This is a genomic window from Rathayibacter sp. PhB179, from assembly GCF_004345345.1.
In the GTDB taxonomy this organism is placed as follows: domain Bacteria; phylum Actinomycetota; class Actinomycetes; order Actinomycetales; family Microbacteriaceae; genus Rathayibacter; species Rathayibacter festucae.
Genome location: NZ_SLVD01000007.1, coordinates 154,144 through 172,968 on the forward strand (window position 1 = coordinate 154,144; position 18,825 = coordinate 172,968).

An 18,825-nucleotide genomic window follows, 5' to 3' on the forward strand; every position below is an offset into this window, starting at 1 on the left:
AGGCGATCCGGGCGCGACCGCCCGTTCCGCCGCGAGTCCGCGGTCCGCGGACGGCGGATCACCTGCAGATCGAACTCTGGGACGTCAGTCTTGGCGCAGCCAGACCGTCGTGTCGCCCGGCAGTGCCGGCTCGTGCAGCTCCTCGGAGGAGAGCACGACCGTGCCGACCGGCAGCTCGACCAGCGATGAGCCGGTGTTCGCGATGACGGTGACGCCGCCGTTCCGGAACGCCACGACCTCCTCCGGGTAGCCCTCGAGCCACTCGATCGCGCCCGAACCGAGGTCCTCCGCGCGGCGCACCGCGAGGAGCGCCCGGTAGAGCTCGAGGGTCGACCCCTCGACGCCGGTCTGGCGGTCGCGCGCGAACGGCGCCCAGTCGCCGGGCTGGGGGAGCCAGGAGTCGCCGGAGTCGTTGAAGCCGTAGGCGGGCGCGTCCGCCTCCCAGGGCAGCGGCACGCGGCAGCCGTCGCGGCCGTAGCGCTCGCCGCCGGTGCGGAACCAGGTCGGGTCCTGGCGCGCCGCGTCGGGCAGGTCGATCGCCTCGGGCAGGCCGAGCTCCTCACCCTGGTAGACGTAGGCGGAGCCGGGCAGCGCGAGCATCAGGGCGGTCGCGGCCCGCGCGCGGCGGAGGCCGAGCACCGGGTCGGGCAGGCCCGGGGTGCGCGGGCCGATGCCGTAGCCCTGCGGGTTGTCGGTGGTGAGGGCGAGGCGGCTCGCGTGGCGCACCACGTCGTGGTTCGAGAGCACCCAGGTGGACGGCGCGCCGACCGCGGCGAACGAGCTCAGCGAGGAGTCGATGATGTCGCGCAGCGCGGGTCCGCCCCACGGCGTCTCGAGGTAGGCGAAGTTGAAGGCCTGGTGCATCTCGTCGGGGCGCACCCAGCGGGCGAGCTTCGAGAGCGGCTGCACCCACGCCTCCGCGCAGAGCACGCGGTCGGCCGGGTACTCGGCGAGCAGCGCATGCCAGTCGCGGTAGATCTCGTGCACGCCGTCCTGCGCCCAGTAGGGAGCGGTGACGGGCTCGGCGTCGTCGCCGGGCGCCACGCCGCCCATCGAGCCGCTGTCCGCGGGCGGGGTGTAGTCGGGCAGGCCCTCGGCCTTGATCATCCCGTGCGCCACGTCGACGCGGAAGCCGTCGACGCCGCGGTCCAGCCAGAAGCGCAGGACCTCGCGGAAGCGCTCGCGCACCCACTCGTTCGTCCAGTCGAAGTCGGGCTGCGAGGTGTCGAAGAGGTGCAGGTACCACTGGCCGAGGGTGCCGTCGGGTTCGGTGACCCGGGTCCAGGCGGGGCCGCCGAAGACCGACTCCCAGTTGTTCGGCGGCAGCTCGCCGGCGGCGCCGCGGCCGTCGCGGAAGAGGTAGCGGGCGCGCTCGTCGCTGCCGGCGGGAGCGGCCAGGGCGGCCTGGAACCAGCGGTGCGCGCTCGAGGAGTGGTTGGGGACGAGGTCGACGATCACGCGGATCCCGAGCGCGTGGGCACGGGCGAGCATCGCGTCGAAGTCGGCCAGCGTGCCGAAGAGCGGGTCGACGTCGCAGTAGTCGGCGACGTCGTAGCCGGCGTCCTTCTGCGGGGAGGTCATGAACGGCGAGAGCCAGATCGCGTCGATGCCGAGCTCGGCCAGGCTGTCCAGGCGCGAGGTGATGCCGGGGAGGTCGCCGATCCCGTCGCCGTCGGCGTCCGCGAAGGAGCGCGGGTAGATCTGGTAGATGACCGCGGTGCGCCACCATTCCGCACCGGGCCGGCCGGCCACCTCCGGGAACGAGACGGGGGAGCTCCCGGGAGCAGGGGAGTTCTCGGGCGCGCCGGAGAGAGCGGAGTCCAGGGTCATGGCATCAAGGGTAGCGGGCGCCCCGGAAGCGCCCGGCCCGGCGGAGGCAGCGCCCGGCCCGGCGGAGGCGCCGCCTGGCCTAGGGTCGACGGGTGAGCGAAGAGACCCCGGAAGCCGCCCGCGCCCGACGCCGGAGGGCCCTGCTCTGGGTGGTGCCGCTGCTCGTGCTGCTGATCGGCGGGCTGTTCGCGGTGACGCTCGCCGTCGGCGGCTACGCGCTGCGGACGATGACCGGCGGCTAGGCGGTCGCGGCCGGGCCGTCCTCGTCCTCGGGCTGCGGCGCGCTCGAGCGCTCGGCGGCCTCCTCGGAGGCGTGCGCCGTCTCCGGACCCGTCGCCCGCGAGGCGTCGTCCGCGCGCTGCACGGCGTCGGCGAGCTCGTCCGAGACGAGGAACCCGGTGGAGACGGCCTCGGCCCGGTAGGCCGCGCGGCCGACCATGTGCGCCGAGATCGGCACGGTCAGCAGCTGGAAGCCGATCACCAGGACGACGGTGCCCGCGGCGGCGAAGCCGGGGTTCCGGATCGCGACGGCGAGCATCACGCAGATGATGCCGAGCACCTGGGGCTTCGTGCCCGCGTGCATCCGCGAGAGCAGATCGCCGAAGCGGAGCAGACCGATCGCGGCGACCAGAGAGAGCAGGGCGCCGACGGTGACGAGCACGGCGGTGACGACGTCGAAGAAGACGTCCATGTCAGTCCTCCTCGCGGTTGGCCATGAACTTGGCGACGCTGATCGAGCCGAACACCGCGAACAGCGCGAGCCCGAGCGCGACCGGCAGCGTCGTCGCGTGGTGGTTGATGGCCATCTCGGCGCCGAGGCCGCAGAGGATCGTCGCCACCAGCACGTCGGCGGCGACCACGCGGTCCAGCACCGACGGGCCGATCAGGATGCGCACGAGCGAGAGCAGGGCGGCCGCTCCGAAGATCGGGACCAGGATCCAGACGAGCCACTCGATCATCGGAGCACCCCCGCGTTCTCGCCGAGCGGCTCGCTGACCCGGGCGACGTCCTCGCGCGAGCCGATCGCCCGGACGATGCGCGCCTCGGTGCGCAGGACCGTGCGGCGGACCTCGTCGATCCGGTGGCCCTCGTCGTGGGTGACGCCGAGGACGTGCAGGTACAGCACGTTCAGCTGGGGGTCGACGTCGATCACGAGCGAGCCGGGGACGAGCGAGACGGCCTCGGTCGTCCAGACCAGCATCCCCTCGGAGCGGCTGCGCAGGTGCACGGCCACGATCGCGTTGTGCACCGGGACCGGCAGGGTGAGGATCTGGTACGAGACGCGGACGGACGCGACCGCGATGTCCAGCGCCAAGCGCAGCAGGAAGACCACCAGGTGCCAGGGGTTCACCCGGTTGGAGAACTCCACCGGCGGCAGGTAGAAGACGCGCGTGATGATCAGCGCGATCAGGAAGCCCGAGGCGATCGAGAGCACCGACACGTCGTCCCAGAGCAGCACCCAGATGCCGACGAGCGTCACGAACATCGCGAACCGGTTCCAGAAGTCGACGCGGCGGCGGGGGCTCATCGGGGGCCCTCCTCTCCGAAGGACGAGTCGCGGTAGACCGTGGCGATGTAGGTGGACGGGTCGGCGACCGCGGCGGCGGCCTGCTCGCTGGCGTCGTAGAGCGGGCCGGCGGCGATCGTCAGGCCCACGCCGAAGACGACCATGCCGGCGGTCGCGAGGACCATCATCGGGGGGGAGTGCCGGGTGCGGACCGTGCCGGTGTCGTGCGGGTCCTCCTGCAGCTGGTCGATCAGCGGGGACTCGTAGCCGGGCACCTCCTCCTGGCGGCGCCAGAACGCCATGTTCCAGACGCGGGCGACCGCGTAGAGGGTGAGCAGCGAGGTGACGGCGCCCGCGGCGATGACCGCCCAGATCAGCCAGGACGGCTGGTCGGCGGCGGACTCGGTGCCGGCCACGAAGAGGCCGACCTTGCCGAGGAAGCCGGTGAACGGCGGGATGCCGCCGAGGTTCATGGCGGGGATGAAGTAGAGCAGTGCGAGCAGCGGCGAGGCCTTCAGCAGCCCGCCGAGCCGGAGGATCGAGGTGGTGCCGCCGACGCGCTCGATCAGCCCGGTCGCGAGGAACAGTGTGGTCTGCACGGTGATGTGGTGGATCACGTAGAAGATCGTCGCGGCGTAGCCCGCCTCCGTGCCGATCGCGATGCCGAAGACCATGTAGCCGATGTGCGACACCAGGGTGAAGGAGAGCATCCGCTTGATGTCCGCCTGCGCGACGGCGCCGAGGATGCCGACCACCAGCGTCAGCAGCGCGACCACCATCAGCACTTCCGTGAGCCTACCGCCCGGGAAGAGCAGCGTCTCGGTGCGGATCAGCGCGTAGACGCCGACCTTGGTGAGCAGGCCGGCGAAGACGGCCGTGACCGGCGCCGGAGCGGTGGGGTAGGAGTCCGGCAGCCAGAACGACAGCGGGAAGACCGCGGCCTTGATCCCGAAGCCGAGCAGCAGCACCACGTGCAGCACGAGCTGGACGTCGGCGGGCAGCTCGGCGATGCGGATCGACAGCTGCGCCATGTTGACGGTGCCGGTGGCGCCGTAGAGCAGGCCGATCGCGGAGAGGAAGAACACGCTCGAGACCAGGCTGACGACCACGTAGGTCGTGCCCGCCCGGATCCGCGGCGCGGTGCCGCCGAGGGTGATCAGCACGTAGCTCGCCGCGAGCAGGATCTCGAAGCCGACGTAGAGGTTGAAGAGGTCGCCCGCGACGAAGGCGTTGAGGATGCCGGCCGAGAGGATCAGGTAGGTCGGGTGGAAGATCGTGACCGGCGTCTCGCGGTTGCCGTCGACCAGGCCCTGGCCGACCGAGAACAGCAGGACGCCGAGCAGCGTGACCGAGGTGATCACCAGCATCAGGGCGGCGAGCGGATCGACGACCAGCACGATGCCCCACGGCGGCTCCCAGCCGCCGACGTAGACGGCGCTGCCGCCCTCCTGGCCGGTGAGGACCAGGACGAGCAGCACGGAGGAGATCACGAGGACCGCGGACAGCGTGACGATGTTGACCGTGATCTGCGCGCGCCGGTGGCGGCCGAGCACGAGGGCGACGGCGGCTCCCAGCAGGGGGAGGGTGACGACGAGGGGGATCAGCACGTTCATCGGTCCTCCTTCCTGTCGTCGGTCATGGCGCTCTCGGCATGCTTGGCGGCGGTGCCCTCGTCGCTCGATTCGAGCAGGACGTCCAGGGCCCGGTCGTCCGCGGTGGTCTGCGCCGAGATGCCGGCCGCGTCCGCGCGGACGGAGGCGTCGGTCTCGTCGTCCTCGACCTGGTCGGCGTTGGCGAGGCGCCAGCGCCGGTAGATCATCGCGAGGAGGAAGGCGGACACCCCGAAGGTGATCACGATCGCCGTCAGGATCAGGGCCTGCGGCAGCGGGTCGGCCATCTCCTCGGCGATCTGCTCGTAGGAGCGGCCGTCGTCGGTGACGAACGGCGCGACGCCCGAGCGGCCCGCCATCAGCAGGATCAGGATGTTCGTCGCGTTGCCGACCAGGAGGAAGCCGATCAGGATCCGGGTGAGGCTGCGCTCGAGCATCTGGTAGACGCCCGCGGCGTACAGCACCGCCATCACGACGACGAGGACGAGGGTGATGCTCATGCGTCGTCCCCCCTGCCCGGTCCGCCGACGACGGTGGAGCCGGTCGGCAGCTTCGTCTCGAGGCCGTCGACGGTGCCGGCGCCGGGGCCGGGGGTGCTGTCGGTCGAGTGGGTGACGCCGTCGCCGGACGGGTCGCCCTGCTCGGCCTCCTCGCCGTGGCGGTCGACCTCGCCGCCGAGGCTGCGGAGGATGTCGAGGGTCAGGCCGATCACGATCAGGTACACGCCGATGTCGAAGAGGGTGGAGGTGCCCAGGTGCAGCTCGCCGAGGACCGGCAGGTAGAGGTCGAGCCAGCTCGACTCGAGCACCTCGAGGCCGAAGGCGAGCGAGGAGACGGCGGTGCCGACCGCGAAGAGCAGGCCGAGGCCGAGGACCTTGCCCGCGTCGATCGGCGCGGCCTCGCCGAGCTCGAACCGGCCGCCGGCCAGGTAGCGCGCGACGAGGGCGAGACCGGCGAGCAGGCCGCCCGCGAAGCCTCCGCCCGGGGTGTTGTGACCGGTGAAGAGCAGGTAGACGGAGACGATCATCGCGGGGTGGAAGAGCAGGCGCACCAGCACCTCGAGCACGATCGAGCGGTTCTCGGGGCGGAGCGTGCGGCCGGCGACCAGCCAGGAGCCGCGGTCGCCGGTCTTCTCCGCGTCGGCCGAGGGGGCGGTGAGGTCGGTCGCGCGCTCCTCGCGGTCGGCCGCGCTCTGGTGCTCGAGGCGCGGAGCGCCGCCGGCTCGGCTGGAGAGGAAGATCAGGCTCGCGACGCCGGTCGCCACGACGACGAGCACCGAGATCTCGCCCATGGTGTCCCAGGCGCGGATGTCGACGAGGAGGACGTTGACGATGTTGCGTCCCTTGCCCTCCTCGTAGGCCAGGCGGGGGAGGTCGACGGAGATCGGCGTGGCAGTCCGGGCGCCGAGGGCGATCGTGGCGGCGAGGGCCATCACGGCGCCGACCGCGATGCCGATGACGGCGCGGAGGCGCTTGCGCATCGGCTGGTGCTTCTGCGCGATCCGGGTGGGGAGCCGGCGCAGCACGAGGACGAAGACGACCAGGGTGATCGTCTCGATCAGCGCCTGGGTGAGCGCGAGGTCCGGGGCGCCCTGGATGGCGAAGAGGGCGACCATCCCGTAGCCGGTCGCGCCGGCGAGCAGCACGGCGGCGACGCGGTTGCGCGCGACGGCGCAGAGGATCGCGGCGAGGATCATCACGGCCGCGACGGCGAGCTGGCCGGGGGAGTCCCAGAAGACGAGGTCGCCGGGCCAGGTGCGGTTGAGCGCGGCGGCACCGCCGACTCCGAGGACGAAGACCGCGAAGATCACCGTGAGGTAGCGGGGGAGCGAGCCGCGCTGGACGAACTCGGTGACGGTGCTCGCCACGCGGTCGAGCCAGCGGACGGTGGCCCAGTAGCCCTCGGCGGAGTCGATGGTGTTCGGGACCTTGGACTGGATCCGCGCGACCGCGATCCGCTTGGCGAAGAGCAGCAGGCCGATCGCGATGACGATCGCGCTGAGCGCGAGGGCGGGCTCGAAGCCGTGCCAGAGCGCGAGGTGGTAGCCGCCGTGGTCGGACTCCTCGGCCGCCGCGGCGAGCCGCGGGTCGGCGTCGGGGGCACCGTAGGGGAGTGTGTCGGCGTAGACCGCGACCAGCGGGTCGAGGAGGGAGGCGCCGATGCCGCCGACGACGCTCGCGACGGCGAGGACGACGGTCGGGGCGGTGAAGGTCCACGGCTCCGCGTGCAGGTGGGTGTCCTCGAGGCCCTTCTTGCGGGCGAAGGCGCCCCAGAAGAAGCGCGCCGAGTAGGCGACGGTGAGGATCGAGCCGATGACCAGGCCGATCAGTGCGACCCAGGCCCAGAACGAGCCCTGCTCGATCGCGGACAGCAGGCTGGTGAAGACCGCCTCCTTCGCGACGAAGCCGAGCAGGGGCGGGATGCCGGCCATCGAGAGCACGCCGAGCAGCGCGGCGCCGGCGAGCACCGGGGCCTGGCGGCCGAGACCGCTGAGCTTGCGCAGGTCGCGGGTGCCGGCCCGGTGGTCGACGATGCCGACGGCGAGGAACAGCAGCGCCTTGAACAGCGCGTGCCCGATCAGCAGGGTGAGGCCGGCGAGGGCCGCGTCGCGCGAGCCGAAGCCGACCGCGACGGTCAGGAAGCCGAGCTGGCTGACGGTGCCGTAGGCGAGGACGAGCTTGAGGTCGTACTGCCGGAGCGAGCGCCAGCCGCCGACGAGCATTGTCCAGACGCCGACGCTGACGATCACGGGCAGCCACACGGCGTCGTCGGCGAAGCCCGGGGCGAGGCGGGCGACCAGGTAGATGCCGGCCTTCACCATCGCGGCGGCGTGCAGGTAGGCGCTGACCGGGGTCGGTGCGGCCATGGCGGCAGGCAGCCAGAAGTGGAAGGGGACCAGCGCCGACTTGGAGAAGGCACCGAGCAGGACGAGGACGAGGGCGACGGAGACGATCGGCCCGGACGGGGCCGCGGCGACGATGCCCGCGAGGCTCGAGGTGCCCGACTCGACGATGAGGATGATCACGCCGACGAGCATCGCCAGGCCGCCGAGGGTGGTGACCAGGAGGGCCTGGAGGCCGGCTCCGCGGCTCTCCTTGCGACCGCTGTAGTGCCCGATCAGCAGGTAGGAGAGGACGCTCGTCGCCTCCCAGAAGACGAAGAGGATGATCACGTCGTCGGCGGTGACGAGCCCGTACATCACGCCGGCGAAGGCGAAGAGCAGGGCGGCGAACCGGCCGAGCGACGGCTCGTCGCGCTTGAAGTAGCTGCCGCAGTAGGCGAGGACGAGGGCGCCGACGCCGCTGACGACGAGCGCGAGGACGATCGAGAGCGCGTCCAGCCGGAAGGAGAGCGAGATGTCGAGGGAGGGGATCCACGGGATCTCCTCGCGCAGCTCTCCGCCGGCGAGGACGGTCGGCAGCGAGGCGGCGGTCGAGACGAAGGTCGCGGCCGGCACGAGGGCGAGGGCGTAGAAGACCTTCGGACCGAAGCGGTCGACGATCCACGGCGTGATCACCGCGAGGGCGAACGTGATCGCGAGGGTGAGGAGCATCACACAGTCCTCCCCGGTTCCACTCAGCACAGTTGTCCAGACAAGGATAAGGGAGGCCGGGCGGCGGGAACCTGAGTGCGGACGGGCTTGACGACCGCCGTTCCCTTACCGTGGTGCGCATGGCCCGCTCACCGCTCCCCGCCCAGACCTGCCGGATCCGCGTGCTCGACGTCGCGAGCGGCGAGGTCACCACGGTCTTCTCCTCCGACTCGCTCCTCGTGGAGGCACCGAACTGGTCGCCGGACGGGTCGTTCCTGGTGGTCAACGGGGACGGCGGGCTGTTCCGGCTGCCGCTGGGGGACGCACCGGTCGGTCCCGCCGGGCTCGAAGCCGTTCCGCTCGACGGGGTGCCGGACGAGCTGAACAACGACCACGTTCTCGCTCCCGGTGGCGGCACCGCCTACGTCTCGGCCCGCGACGGCCACCTCTACGCGGTGGCGCTGGACGGCTCGGCGCGCGCCCGGCGGATCACCTCCGCCGGGCCCGGTCCGCGCTTCAAGCACTACCTGCACGGCGTCTCGCCCGACGGCCGGCTGTTCGCGCTGATCGGCGGCGGCGAGGACGCCACCGGCCGCTGGGTCACCAACGTCTACACGATGCCGGCGGAGGGCGGGCCGCTCACCGCGCTCACCGCCGACGAGCACCCGGACGACGGCGTCGACTTCTCCGCCGACGGCGAGTGGCTGCACTTCAACTCCGAGCGCGAGGGCGGCGTCGCCCAGCTGTTCCGGATGCGGCGGGACGGCTCCGGGATCGAGCGGCTCGTGGTGTCGGACACGGTCGACTGGTTCCCGCACGAGTCGCCGGACGGCGCGCACCTGCTGTACCTCGCCTACCCCGAAGGGACGGCCGGGCACCCGGAGAACCTGCCGGTCGAGCTGCGGCTGATCGCGCTCGAGGGGCGCGCGGCCGGCGACACCTCGCCGGGCCGGGTGGTGCAGTCGCTCTTCGGCGGCCAGGGCACGATCAACGTCGCCGGCTGGTCGCCGGACGGGGCGCGCTTCGCCTACGCGGACTACCCGCTCGGCGGCTGACACCCGCCGCCCTGCGAGGGTGCGCGAGGCCCGCCCCACCTCCGGCTCGCGGAACCCCCTCCGGCTCGCGAGAACCGGCCGTTCCGGCGTGCCGGAGTCGGTTCCGCGTGCCGGAGGGTCCGCCGCTGCGCACCTCCGGCTCGTGGAACGTGCCCGGGCTCGCGAGAACCTGCTGTTCCGGCGTGCCGAAGGAGGTTCCGCGTGCCGGAGGTACTGCTCGGCGCCGGGTGGCTGAGTGCTTGCTCCGCATGCGCGGCGGGGGATCGGCAGTGCGGCCCGCGGCGAGTTGAATCGGGGGATGACGATCGACAGCGCAGCTCCGTCCCACGACTCCCTCACCCGCACGCCCCTGGGCGACTCCGGCATCGAGGTCTTCCCGCTCTCCCTCGGCGGCAACGTCTTCGGCTGGACCGCCGGGAAGCAGACCTCCTTCGACGTCCTCGACGGCTACGTCGCCGCGGGCGGCGACTTCATCGACACCGCCGACTCCTACTCCGCCTGGGTGCCCGGCAACCACGGTGGTGAGTCCGAGACGATCATCGGCGAGTGGCTCTCGCGCCGGTCGGGCTCCCGCGACGACGTCGTGATCGCGACCAAGGTCAGCAGGCACCCCGAGTTCCTCGGCCTCGCGCCCGACAACGTCCGCAAGGCCGCCCGCGCCTCGCTCCAGCGCCTGCGCACCGACCGGATCGACCTCTACTACGCGCACTTCGACGACGACGCCGTCCCGCTCGAGGACATCGCCCGGGTGTTCTCCGAGCTCGTCGACGAGGGCCTCGTCCGCGCGATCGGAGTCTCGAACTTCAGCGCCGACCGCATCGCCGAGTGGCTGCGCCTCGCGAAGGAGGAGGGCCTGCACGCGCCGGTCGCCGTGCAGCCTCACTACAACCTCGTCGAGCGCGGCATCGAGGCGGACGTCCTGCCGCTCGCCCGCGAGGCCGGGCTCGCCGTCGTCCCGTACTACGCGCTCGCGTCCGGCTTCCTGACGGGCAAGTACCGCGACGGCTCGACGCCCGACAGCCCGCGCGCCTCGGGTGCCGCGCAGTACCTCGACGCCCGCGGGCGCCGCGTGCTGGCCGCCCTCGACGCGGCAGCGGCCGCCCACGACGCCGAGGTCGCGACCGTCGCCCTCGCCTGGCTCCGCTCGCAGGACGGCGTCGCCGCGCCGATCGCGAGCGCCCGCGTCATGGAGCAGCTGCCCGCCCTCGTCGCCTCCGCGACGCTCGAGCTGACGGCGGAGGAGCTGGCCGCACTCGACACGGCGAGCCGCTCGTAGGCGGGTCTCGATACGCCGCTGCGCGGCTGCTCGACCGGCATGAGGCCCCGCTGCGCGGCTGCTCCGCCCGCGCCTTCATGTTGATCGAGTAGCCCGCGAAGCGGGCTTATCGAGATCCACCCCGCCCGGACCACCCCCTCCACCCCGCGGTCAACACGGCCCCGTGGAGGTGCTATCGTCTAACGGTGCCAAATCGCGGGCACGCCCCGAGAGGGGCAGTCAGACCCGCAGGTGCGCCCCCTTAGCTCATTGGTAGAGCACTTCCTTGGTAAGGAAGAGGTAGTGGGTCCGATTCCCACAGGGGGCTCCGTTCCCGGCAGGCCAGCCTCCGGAAACGTGCGGCGGGGTAGCTCAGGTGGTTAGAGCACACGGCTCATAATCGTGGTGTCGCGGGTTCAAGTCCCGCTCCCGCTACATCGAGAAGGCCCCGGTTCGCACGTCGAGCCGGGGCCTTCGTCGTCCCCGCTGCACCCCCTCCGCGAGATGCCACTTGTGCACGCGACACGCCGTGAAAGGCGTGCACAAGTGGCATCTCGCGGAGACGACCGGTCGTCAGAGCGTCGAGATCGTGCGGTTCTCGATCCGGAGGACGCCGTCGCACTCGGCGAGGAAGTCCGCCTCGCCGTGCATCGTCACCAGGACGGTGACACCCTGGGCCACCCGTTCGCGGAGGACGTCCTTGACGACCGCGACGCTCTCCGTGTCGAGCGCGGTGAACGGCTCGTCGAGGAGGAGCACCTTCGGGTCCTCCATCAGAGCCTGCGCGAGAGACAGCTTCTGCTTCATCCCCGAGGAGAAGGTGCGGACCGCTGAGCGCCCCGCGCTCTGCAGACGTACCGAGGCGAGCGTCGCGCGGATCTCCTCGATCCCGATGCGCCTGCGGATCGCGGCCAGTCGCAAGAGGTTCTGCTCCGCGGAGAGGCCCGCGATGTAGGCGGGGCCGTCGATCGTGATCCCGAAGCCGTCCGGGAACGTCCGCCCTTCCGGCGAGATCGAAGGGTCGACGCTGATGCTGCCCGAGTCCGGCCTGAGGAAGCCGCAGAGCAGTCGCAGCAGGACCGACTTCCCGGAGCCGTTCGGACCGAGGAGGGCGTAGAGCCCGCCTCGGCGCAGCTCGAACGCGACCTCGCTGTAGAGCAGATTCCCGCGGATGCTCTTGGACACACCCTCGACCGTGATGGCGTTCGTCATGAGCGACCTCTTTCTGTTCTTGGATGCCTCTCGACCAGTCGAGACGCGATGACTGCTGCGATGAGGACGATGCAGGCGCTCCCCAGCGCCAGCGCCGTCCCGTGGAGGACGCTCGGCCAGCCCCCCGCGCTCCTCCACAGACCCGCGATGCCGAGCGGGTTGCCCTCGAGGAGCTCGCTCGGCAGGAAGGCCAATCCGGCCGAGAAGGCCGCGGGGGCCGCGCCCGATCCGGCGAGCGGCGCGAAGGCGGAGGCGGCGACCGCGACCAGTGTCAGCTGCAGCGTTCCGTTCACCAGGAGCTGATAGCCCACCACCGGGTCGACGAAGGACGCGAGCTCGCCGGGGGCGCCCCGCAGGAGCGCCTCGGCACCGGCCAGAGCGCCGACGAGCGCGCTCACTCCGAGTGCACGGGCGAGGAGCCCTGCGCCGAGTCGCCGATTCCGAGCGCCGCTCGATCCGAACCGGATCAGCTCGCAGCGGAGGATCGGGCGCCGGGGATCGAGCTCGCTGAGCTGCCAGGTCATCGCGAAGCCCGTGACGACGAGGACGGAGAGCAGGGTGGGTGCGAGAGCGCCCACTGGGCCCGCGAAGAGAGGACCGAGGACTCTTCCCTCGACCCCGGGTGCCGGATTCCCCTCGGAGACCGACTGGAGCCCCGTCGGCCCGAGCGCGGCCGTGCCGAGGAGGAGGACGTACGCCGCCCATCCGGCACCCCAGGACCGCGCCGCTCCGGACAGCCGGCGATCCTGGACCCGGACGGCGCCGAGGAGGACGACCTCGATCGAGAGGAGGACGACGACGGCGGCCAGCATGCCGAACGGCCGCCCGAGGTGGAGCGAGGAACTGGAGAGGAACGCCGAGCTGACGGCGGAGTCCCTCGGGAGTCCCCCCGCCGCCGAGACGGCGAACCAGCCGAGCAGCACCGTCGCCGCCGGCCCGACGAGGACACTCCCGCCTGAGAGTACCCAGCAGGCGGAGAGGAGGGACCCGATCGTCGCGAGGAAGAGCAGGAGGAGCGGGAGCTGGAGCAGCACTCCGACGGGCGGGGGCAGCGCAACGTCCGAGAGCAGCGCACTCACCGATCCGGGCACGCGCGCGACGTCGTTCACCAGCCCGAGGGAGCACACCCAGCACGTCGTCAGCACACCGAACAGGACGACCGCAGCACTCGCCGCGTCGCTGCGCAGGAGGACGAGGAGCACGTTCTTGAGGGATCCTGCCCGAATGCACACGGTTTCCGGAGGGAGGGACCTCGACGCCAGGAAGAGGGCGATGCACCACGGCGCTCCCAGTCCGTAGCAGACGAAGAGCGGGTCGTTCACGACTTCGACCGCCACGTCGACGAATCCGAACGAGGAACCCGACGCGGTCCAGAGCATCCGCTGGTGGATCGAGTACGCGGCGGCAGCCGCGAGCGCCCAGCCGGCGAGCAGCAGGCGGACACGGCGGGAGAGCGAGGCGATCATGTCAGCGCCGGGAGTCGCTGGGCTCTGCCGAGGACCCGCCGTGCGGCGAGAACCGTCGCGGCTCCAGCGACCGCGAGCGGCAGGACCATGATGCCGATCGGTGCCTGATCGAGACCGAACGGGAAGGCTCCGTACATGAATCCGAGAAGTGGATGGTCGACCAGAGCGACAGCCATCGTCTCGACGAAGAAGATCACTGCGGGCAGCACCATCGCCAGCCCCAGGTTCTTCAGTGCGACCAGTGCGAGCACCCCGGCCACCGCCGTGATCGCGCCCCAGGCACCCAGCACCGAGGAGTAGCAGATCAGGTACACCGGCCACCCGAAGGCGAGCAGCTGCGAGTAGTTCACGCGCTCCAGGGCGTTCCGTTCCACCTCGTCCGGTGCGAGTCCGTACACGACCGGATCGATGAAGGGCGCACCCAGCTCCGGCCAGATCCCGAAGGCGATCAGTCCGGGAAGGAGTGCGGCGACGAAGCCGAGCACGAATCCTCCGAGGGCGACGCTCATCATCCGGGTCGCCAGGTAGGACCGGAGATCCGTCCGCGCGCGGACGAGGACGACGAACCTGTTCCTGATCTCGGCAGCGGTGCCGCTGCAGCAGGCCGTCGTGATGAAGACGGGGAAGAGAATGATCATCGGGGAGATCATGAACTGGGAGTAGACGTCCAGCTCATCGCGGTAGACACCGCCGCCCACCTCCGCCAGCCCGAGAGCCGTCGGACCGAGGACGAGGATCGCACCGAGGAGCGCCTGCGGCCAGCGCAACGACGACCGCAGATCGGTGAGGACCAGTGCGAAGCGCGACGGCACGGTCGTGTCGATGGTCGGGTTCCGGCTCTACCAGGCCTGCCACTGACCGCGCACGTGCACCTGATAGATGGTGAAAGGGGTCGTTCTAAGCGCGGACGTGAGAGTCTCGGTACCCGCCGCATAACTGTTCGGGAGCCCGTGGACGATGTTGTCGTCGGTGATCGAGAATATCTTCGTGCCTTTGTCGCAGTTGACGAGCGCCTGGCACATCTGCGCGTCCATCTTGTAGTCGCTGCCGATCTCCCGGAGCTGGATGGTGCCGTTGCGATTCGACTCGTACTTCGTCTGGTAAGTGGTCGACGTCGGCGACTGGAACCCGCCGGCGTTCTTGTCGAAGCTGTCAGCGAAGACGTTCGCCTGCGCCGTCGCCGCCATTCCGACGCTCAGCAGGACTGCTCCTGCGATGGAAGCGATTCGTGTCGATCTCTTCATGGCCGTCCCTCGATCCGTCGGTCGGACCCAGCGCCGCGACCACATCTATATGACCGCTAAGCGAGGAAATATCACATACCCCTCTTCGAGGGTCAGACGAGCGACGGTGTACCGGCCTGTGCTCAGCACGGCTGACCTGTCGGCCTCTGGCGACGACCGCTCCGCCCGCCGACCCTCTACGGCGCGCCCGCTTCGTCCCTGCTGCGCGGGCTGCACCCCCTCCGCGAGATGCCACTTGTGCACGCGACACGCCGTGAAAGGCGTGCACAAGTGGCATCTCGCGGAGCTCATCGTCGGCGCGCTCTCGGATGCTCGAGGAGCGACTGGGTAAGGTAAGCCTCACCAAACCCGGCGGTGCGTCCGCCCGCAGCACGGAGGCTCCGCATGGCCCGCTCGTCCGCCCCGACGCGCCCCACCGATCCGCAGGTCGTCACCGTCGAGGTCGTCCGCACCGCGCGCGTGACGCCGGGGATGCAGCGCGTCACCTTCGGCGGGCCCGGGGTCGCGCTGCTGCATCCGCTCGGCCACGACCAGTGGTTCCGCCTCTTCCTGCCGCGGCCCGGGCAGGAGGCGCTGCGGCTGCCGACCCGCTCGAGCGCGCTCTGGTACGCGCAATACCTCGCGATGCCGAAGGCGCAGCGGCCGGTGGTCCGCAACTACACCGTGCGCCGCTACCGGGCCGAGGGTGCCGACGGCGGACCCGAGATCGACGTCGACTTCGTCGTGCACGGCGAGCCGGGGGAAGCGGGGCCCGCCGTGACCTTCGCCCTCACCGCCGCGGTCGGCGACCGGGTCGGCATCCTCGACCAGGGGCTCGGCTACCGCCGGGCCGACGGCTCCGACTGGTGCCTGCTCGTCGCCGACGAGACGGGTCTGCCGGCGGTCGCGGGCATCCTCGCCTCGCTGCCCGAGGACCGCGCCGCTCACGTCTTCCTCGAGCTGCCCTCCGAGGCGGACCGCCAGCCCGTCGTCGCCTCCGACGCCGTCACCCTGCACTGGCTGCCCCGTGCCGACGCGCACGCCCGCCCCGGCGAGCACGCGCTCGCCGTCCTCCGCGACGCGACCCTGCCCGCGGGTCGCCCCTCCGTCTTCGCCATCGGTGAGTCCTCCCTCGCCACCGGCGCCCGCCGCCACCTCGTCGCCGATCGCGCCGTCGACAAGCGCGCCATCACCTTCATCGGCTACTGGCGCCACGGCGTCGCCGCCCCCTGACCGGCGCCCCCGCGAGATGCCACGTGTGCACGCGACACGCCGTGAAAGGCGTGCACAAGTGGCATCTCGCGGAGAAGCGTCAGACCTCGCAGCCGGCGAAGAGGACGTCGGGGGAGGAGACGAGGTCGTCGAGGGTCAGCAGGCGGGTCAGGTCGTGGCCGGCGGCCAGGGCGTTCGCGCGCTCGAGATCGGTCTGCGGGGCGAGGCGGCCCTCCATCACGCCGCCGAGGGCGCGGACGGCGCAGGCGGCGACGACGCCCTCGGGCGTGCCGCCGATGCCGAGCACGAGGTCGACGCTGCCGTCCGGGTCCGCCGCCTCGATCGCGACCGAGACGTCGCCCTCGCCGCGCAGCGACAGCGCGACGCCGGCCTCCCGGAGGGCCGCGATCAGTCCGGCGTGCCGCGGCTTGTCCAGCACGGCGACCACCAGCTCGGAGACCGGCTTGCGAAGGGCGTCGGCCAGCCGCCGCGCGTTCTCGGCGGGCGGCAGATCCAGCCCGACGACTCCCGCCCCCGCGCCGGAGCAGACCAGCTTGTCCGTGTAGAACACGTCGCGCGGGTCGAGCATCGTGCCGCGCGGGGCGAGCGCGATGACGCAGACCGAGCCGGGGATCCCCTCCGCCGCCAGCCGCGTGCCGTCGAGCGGGTCGACCGCGACGTCGCAGGAGGGGGAGTCCGCCCGGCCGAGCCGCTCGCCGTTCGCGAGCATGGGCGCGTCGTCCTTCTCGCCCTCGCCGATGACGACGACGCCGGCGAACGGCGCCTCGGCCAGCACCGCGCGCATCGCCGCGACCGAGGCCGCGTCGGCGGCGAGCTTGTCGCCGCGGCCGTACCAGCCGCGCGCCGCCTCCGCCGCCGCCCGGACGCTCGCGGCCACCGCCTCCCGCAGCTCGGCGGAGTAGGACGGCGACGCGATCAGCCGCACGTCGCTCACGCGCGCGCCGGCTGCGAGGTCGCGGTGCGGACCAGTCGCTCGAGCGTGCGCAGGCCGTCGGACGACAGCACCGACTCGAGATGCCCCTGCACGGAGGCGACTCCCTCCCCGCGCAGCGCGTCCACGATCCCCGTCGCCGGGTCGCGCGAGATCTCGAGGTCGAGCAGCGGGGTGCTCGACACGTCCGCGCCGGCGACCGAGGAGAAGGTGTTGTAGAAGCCGATCGCCGCGTCCTCACCGAACACGTCGACCGCGAGCCGCACGCCCTGCCGGGGCGCGGGCAGCGGCTCGACCGGCAGCCCCGCGAGCAGCGAGAGCATCTGGTGGCTGAGGCAGACGGCGAGCATCGGCCGCTCCGAGGCGAGCCGCTCCGTCATCAGGGCCCGCAGGCGCGCGATCCGCGGCTCGGAGTCGTCGCGCGGGTCGCCGGGGCCGGGGCCGAACACCACGAGGTCGTCGCTCAGCACGTCCTCGACGCTCGACCAGCGCTCGACCCGGGCGTCCATGCCGAGGTGGCGCAGCTGGTGCGCGAGCATCGTCGTGAACTGGTCCTCGTTGTCGACGATGAGCGCCGTGTGCCCGGCGAGCCCCTCGATGTGCTCCGGCGCCTGAGGCCGCAGCCAGAACGACGCGAGCCGCTCGTTTCGCGCCTCGAGCGCCTCCTGCACTCCGGGCTGCGCATTGAGGTCGATCGCCGGCGGGATGTCGCGGTGGGGGAGCAGCCCCAGTGCGGAGAGCACCCCGGACGCCTTCGCGCGGGTCTCGGCGACCTCGCCCTCCGGCGTCGAGTGCCGCACGAGCGTCGCGCCGGCCGGCACGGTGAGCCGGCCGTCCTCGCGGAGGTACGCGGTGCGGATCAGGATCGGCGCGTCGACCGTGTAGCCGTGCTCCTCCGGCTCGAACAGGGCGAGGACACCGGAGTAGTAGCCGCGCGGCTCCTTCTCGTACTCCGCGATCACGGCGCAGGCGTTCTCCATCGGCGAGCCGGTGACGGTCGGCGCGAACATCGTGAGCCGCAGCACCTCGCGGACGTCGAGGTCGGTGCGCCCCTCGAGCAGGTACTCCGTGTGGCTGAGGCGCGACATCTGCTTGAGGAACGGCCCGAGGATCCGGCCGCCGTTCGGGCAGACCGCGCTCATCATCTTCATCTCCTCGTCGACCACCATGAAGAGCTCCTCGCTCTCCTTGACGTCGGCGAGGAACGCCAGCACCTCGGCGCCGGTCGGGCCGGCCGCGGGGTGGCGGAAGGTGCCGCTGATCGGGTTCATCATCGCCACGCCGTCGCGGACGGAGACGTGGCGCTCGGGCGTCGCGCCGACCGCGGTGACGGTCGGCGAGCCGTCGGCGCCGGGCGTGTGGATCGCGAAGGTCCAGTAGGCGCCCGATTCGTCGGTCAGCAGCCGGCGGAACCAGGCCAGCACCGCCTCGACTGCGGGAGCGTCCGTGTGCGCGACGAACGCGCGGTTGATGACGAAGTTCGCGCCCTCGCCGCGGCCGATCTCGTCGTCGATCACCCGCCGCACGATCTCCGCGTACTCCTCGTCGGGCACGTCGAAGCCTCGCTCCTCGACCGGGATCTCGCGCTCGGGCAGCAGCCGCAGCACCTCGGTGAGCGGCACGCTCTCGCGCTCGCGGACGACGAGGTTCCGCAGCGGGGCGCCGTCGTCCTTGGCCGCGAAGCCGCGCTCGCGCACCTGGCGGTAGGGCACGAGGGTCAGCACGTCGGCGCCGTCGAGCGGGATGTCGGCGAGGCCCTCGACGTCGACGACGTCGCCGGTGAAGACGTCGACGTCCGTCCGGCCCTGCCGGAGGACGACCGCGAACGGCAGCGATCCGTCGGAGGCGAGGATGCGGGAGAGGAGCGAGGTCATCGTGGTCCTTGGGTCGGGGTGTCCCTCACCCGGGCCCCGACATGCAGAACGACCGCCCGGTCGAGGCGGTCGTGTGCGAGAGGAGTCTGCGCGTCGG

The 18,825-nt window shown here is 71.8% G+C and carries 17 protein-coding genes and 2 tRNA genes; 6 read left to right on the plus strand and 13 right to left on the minus strand.

Annotated elements, in window-relative coordinates; translation table 11 throughout:
- Positions 1-84: 84 nt before the first annotated feature.
- The gene (locus EDF43_RS15135; protein ID WP_132437550.1) at positions 85-1,830 is read right to left on the minus strand and encodes an alpha-amylase family glycosyl hydrolase; all 1,746 of its coding nucleotides are present in this window, start codon (positions 1,828-1,830) and stop codon (positions 85-87) included.
- 92 nt (positions 1,831-1,922) lie between these two features.
- Between EDF43_RS15135 and EDF43_RS21920 the strand changes: the two genes are divergently transcribed.
- Entirely contained in the window at positions 1,923-2,072 is a 150-nt protein-coding gene (locus tag EDF43_RS21920) for a hypothetical protein (RefSeq protein WP_159422145.1), read from the plus strand.
- On the opposite strand, the gene mnhG is transcribed toward EDF43_RS21920, so the two are convergent.
- The 6 genes from mnhG to EDF43_RS15165 are packed head-to-tail and all read right to left on the minus strand — an operon-like array spanning position 2,069 to position 8,500.
- The gene (mnhG, locus tag EDF43_RS15140) at positions 2,069-2,521 is read right to left on the minus strand and encodes a monovalent cation/H(+) antiporter subunit G (protein WP_123705325.1); all 453 of its coding nucleotides are present in this window, start codon (positions 2,519-2,521) and stop codon (positions 2,069-2,071) included. The two genes, EDF43_RS21920 and mnhG, sit on opposite strands and share 4 nt — an antisense overlap.
- A 1-nt stretch (position 2,522) precedes the next feature.
- Positions 2,523-2,789 (minus strand): monovalent cation/H+ antiporter complex subunit F, encoded by a 267-nt coding sequence (locus EDF43_RS15145; RefSeq protein WP_123447850.1) that lies wholly within the window; start codon positions 2,787-2,789, stop codon positions 2,523-2,525.
- Entirely contained in the window at positions 2,786-3,358 is a 573-nt protein-coding gene (locus EDF43_RS15150) for a Na+/H+ antiporter subunit E (protein ID WP_132437551.1), read from the minus strand. The genes EDF43_RS15145 and EDF43_RS15150 overlap by 4 nt, the downstream gene beginning before the upstream one ends.
- Positions 3,355-4,950, minus strand: coding sequence for a Na+/H+ antiporter subunit D (locus EDF43_RS15155; RefSeq protein WP_123447848.1), 1,596 nt, complete (start codon positions 4,948-4,950; stop codon positions 3,355-3,357). Before EDF43_RS15155 ends, EDF43_RS15150 begins: the two co-directional genes overlap by 4 nt.
- On the minus strand, positions 4,947-5,447 hold the full coding sequence (locus EDF43_RS15160; RefSeq protein ID WP_123737411.1) for a Na(+)/H(+) antiporter subunit C: 501 nt from the start codon (positions 5,445-5,447) through the stop codon (positions 4,947-4,949). The genes EDF43_RS15155 and EDF43_RS15160 overlap by 4 nt, the downstream gene beginning before the upstream one ends.
- Positions 5,444-8,500 carry a Na+/H+ antiporter subunit A gene (locus EDF43_RS15165; RefSeq protein WP_132437552.1) on the minus strand — a complete coding sequence of 1,019 codons (3,057 nt, stop codon included), beginning with the start codon at positions 8,498-8,500 and terminating at the stop codon, positions 5,444-5,446. Before EDF43_RS15165 ends, EDF43_RS15160 begins: the two co-directional genes overlap by 4 nt.
- A 119-nt stretch (positions 8,501-8,619) precedes the next feature.
- Between EDF43_RS15165 and EDF43_RS15170 the strand changes: the two genes are divergently transcribed.
- The 4 genes from EDF43_RS15170 (at position 8,620) to EDF43_RS15185 (ending at position 11,224) form a co-directional block, all read left to right on the plus strand.
- Positions 8,620-9,534, plus strand: a complete 915-nt coding sequence (locus tag EDF43_RS15170) for a PD40 domain-containing protein (protein ID WP_132437553.1) — start codon at positions 8,620-8,622, stop codon at positions 9,532-9,534.
- Between the two features lie 298 nt (positions 9,535-9,832).
- Positions 9,833-10,810 carry an aldo/keto reductase gene (locus tag EDF43_RS15175; protein ID WP_132437554.1) on the plus strand — a complete coding sequence of 326 codons (978 nt, stop codon included), beginning with the start codon at positions 9,833-9,835 and terminating at the stop codon, positions 10,808-10,810.
- Between the two features lie 235 nt (positions 10,811-11,045).
- A tRNA-Thr gene (locus tag EDF43_RS15180) sits at positions 11,046-11,117 on the plus strand.
- A 33-nt stretch (positions 11,118-11,150) separates the two neighbouring features.
- A tRNA-Met gene (locus tag EDF43_RS15185) sits at positions 11,151-11,224 on the plus strand.
- 138 nt (positions 11,225-11,362) lie between these two features.
- Here EDF43_RS15185 and EDF43_RS21925 read toward each other — a convergent pair.
- From EDF43_RS21925 to EDF43_RS15205, 4 genes are read right to left on the minus strand one after another with little or no spacing between them, the layout of a single operon-like run.
- Positions 11,363-12,001, minus strand: coding sequence for an ABC transporter ATP-binding protein (locus EDF43_RS21925; RefSeq protein ID WP_165909135.1), 639 nt, complete (start codon positions 11,999-12,001; stop codon positions 11,363-11,365).
- Entirely contained in the window at positions 11,998-13,467 is a 1,470-nt protein-coding gene (locus EDF43_RS21930; RefSeq protein ID WP_165909136.1) for a hypothetical protein, read from the minus strand. The genes EDF43_RS21925 and EDF43_RS21930 overlap by 4 nt, the downstream gene beginning before the upstream one ends.
- Positions 13,464-14,279 carry a hypothetical protein gene (locus EDF43_RS15200; RefSeq protein ID WP_132437557.1) on the minus strand — a complete coding sequence of 272 codons (816 nt, stop codon included), beginning with the start codon at positions 14,277-14,279 and terminating at the stop codon, positions 13,464-13,466. Before EDF43_RS15200 ends, EDF43_RS21930 begins: the two co-directional genes overlap by 4 nt.
- Positions 14,280-14,306: 27 nt before the next feature.
- The gene (locus EDF43_RS15205) at positions 14,307-14,711 is read right to left on the minus strand and encodes a hypothetical protein (RefSeq protein ID WP_132437558.1); all 405 of its coding nucleotides are present in this window, start codon (positions 14,709-14,711) and stop codon (positions 14,307-14,309) included.
- Between the two features lie 384 nt (positions 14,712-15,095).
- Here EDF43_RS15205 and EDF43_RS15210 point away from each other — a divergent pair, with 384 nt between their 5' ends.
- A complete protein-coding gene (locus tag EDF43_RS15210; RefSeq protein WP_132437559.1) occupies positions 15,096-15,923 on the plus strand; it encodes a siderophore-interacting protein in 828 nt (275 codons plus the stop codon).
- 79 nt (positions 15,924-16,002) lie between these two features.
- Here EDF43_RS15210 and EDF43_RS15215 read toward each other — a convergent pair whose 3' ends face one another.
- Positions 16,003-16,857, minus strand: coding sequence for a fructose-bisphosphatase class II (locus EDF43_RS15215; RefSeq protein WP_132437560.1), 855 nt, complete (start codon positions 16,855-16,857; stop codon positions 16,003-16,005).
- A complete protein-coding gene (locus EDF43_RS15220; protein WP_132437561.1) occupies positions 16,854-18,728 on the minus strand; it encodes a chorismate-binding protein in 1,875 nt (624 codons plus the stop codon). The genes EDF43_RS15215 and EDF43_RS15220 overlap by 4 nt, the downstream gene beginning before the upstream one ends.
- Positions 18,729-18,825: the final 97 nt, after the last annotated feature.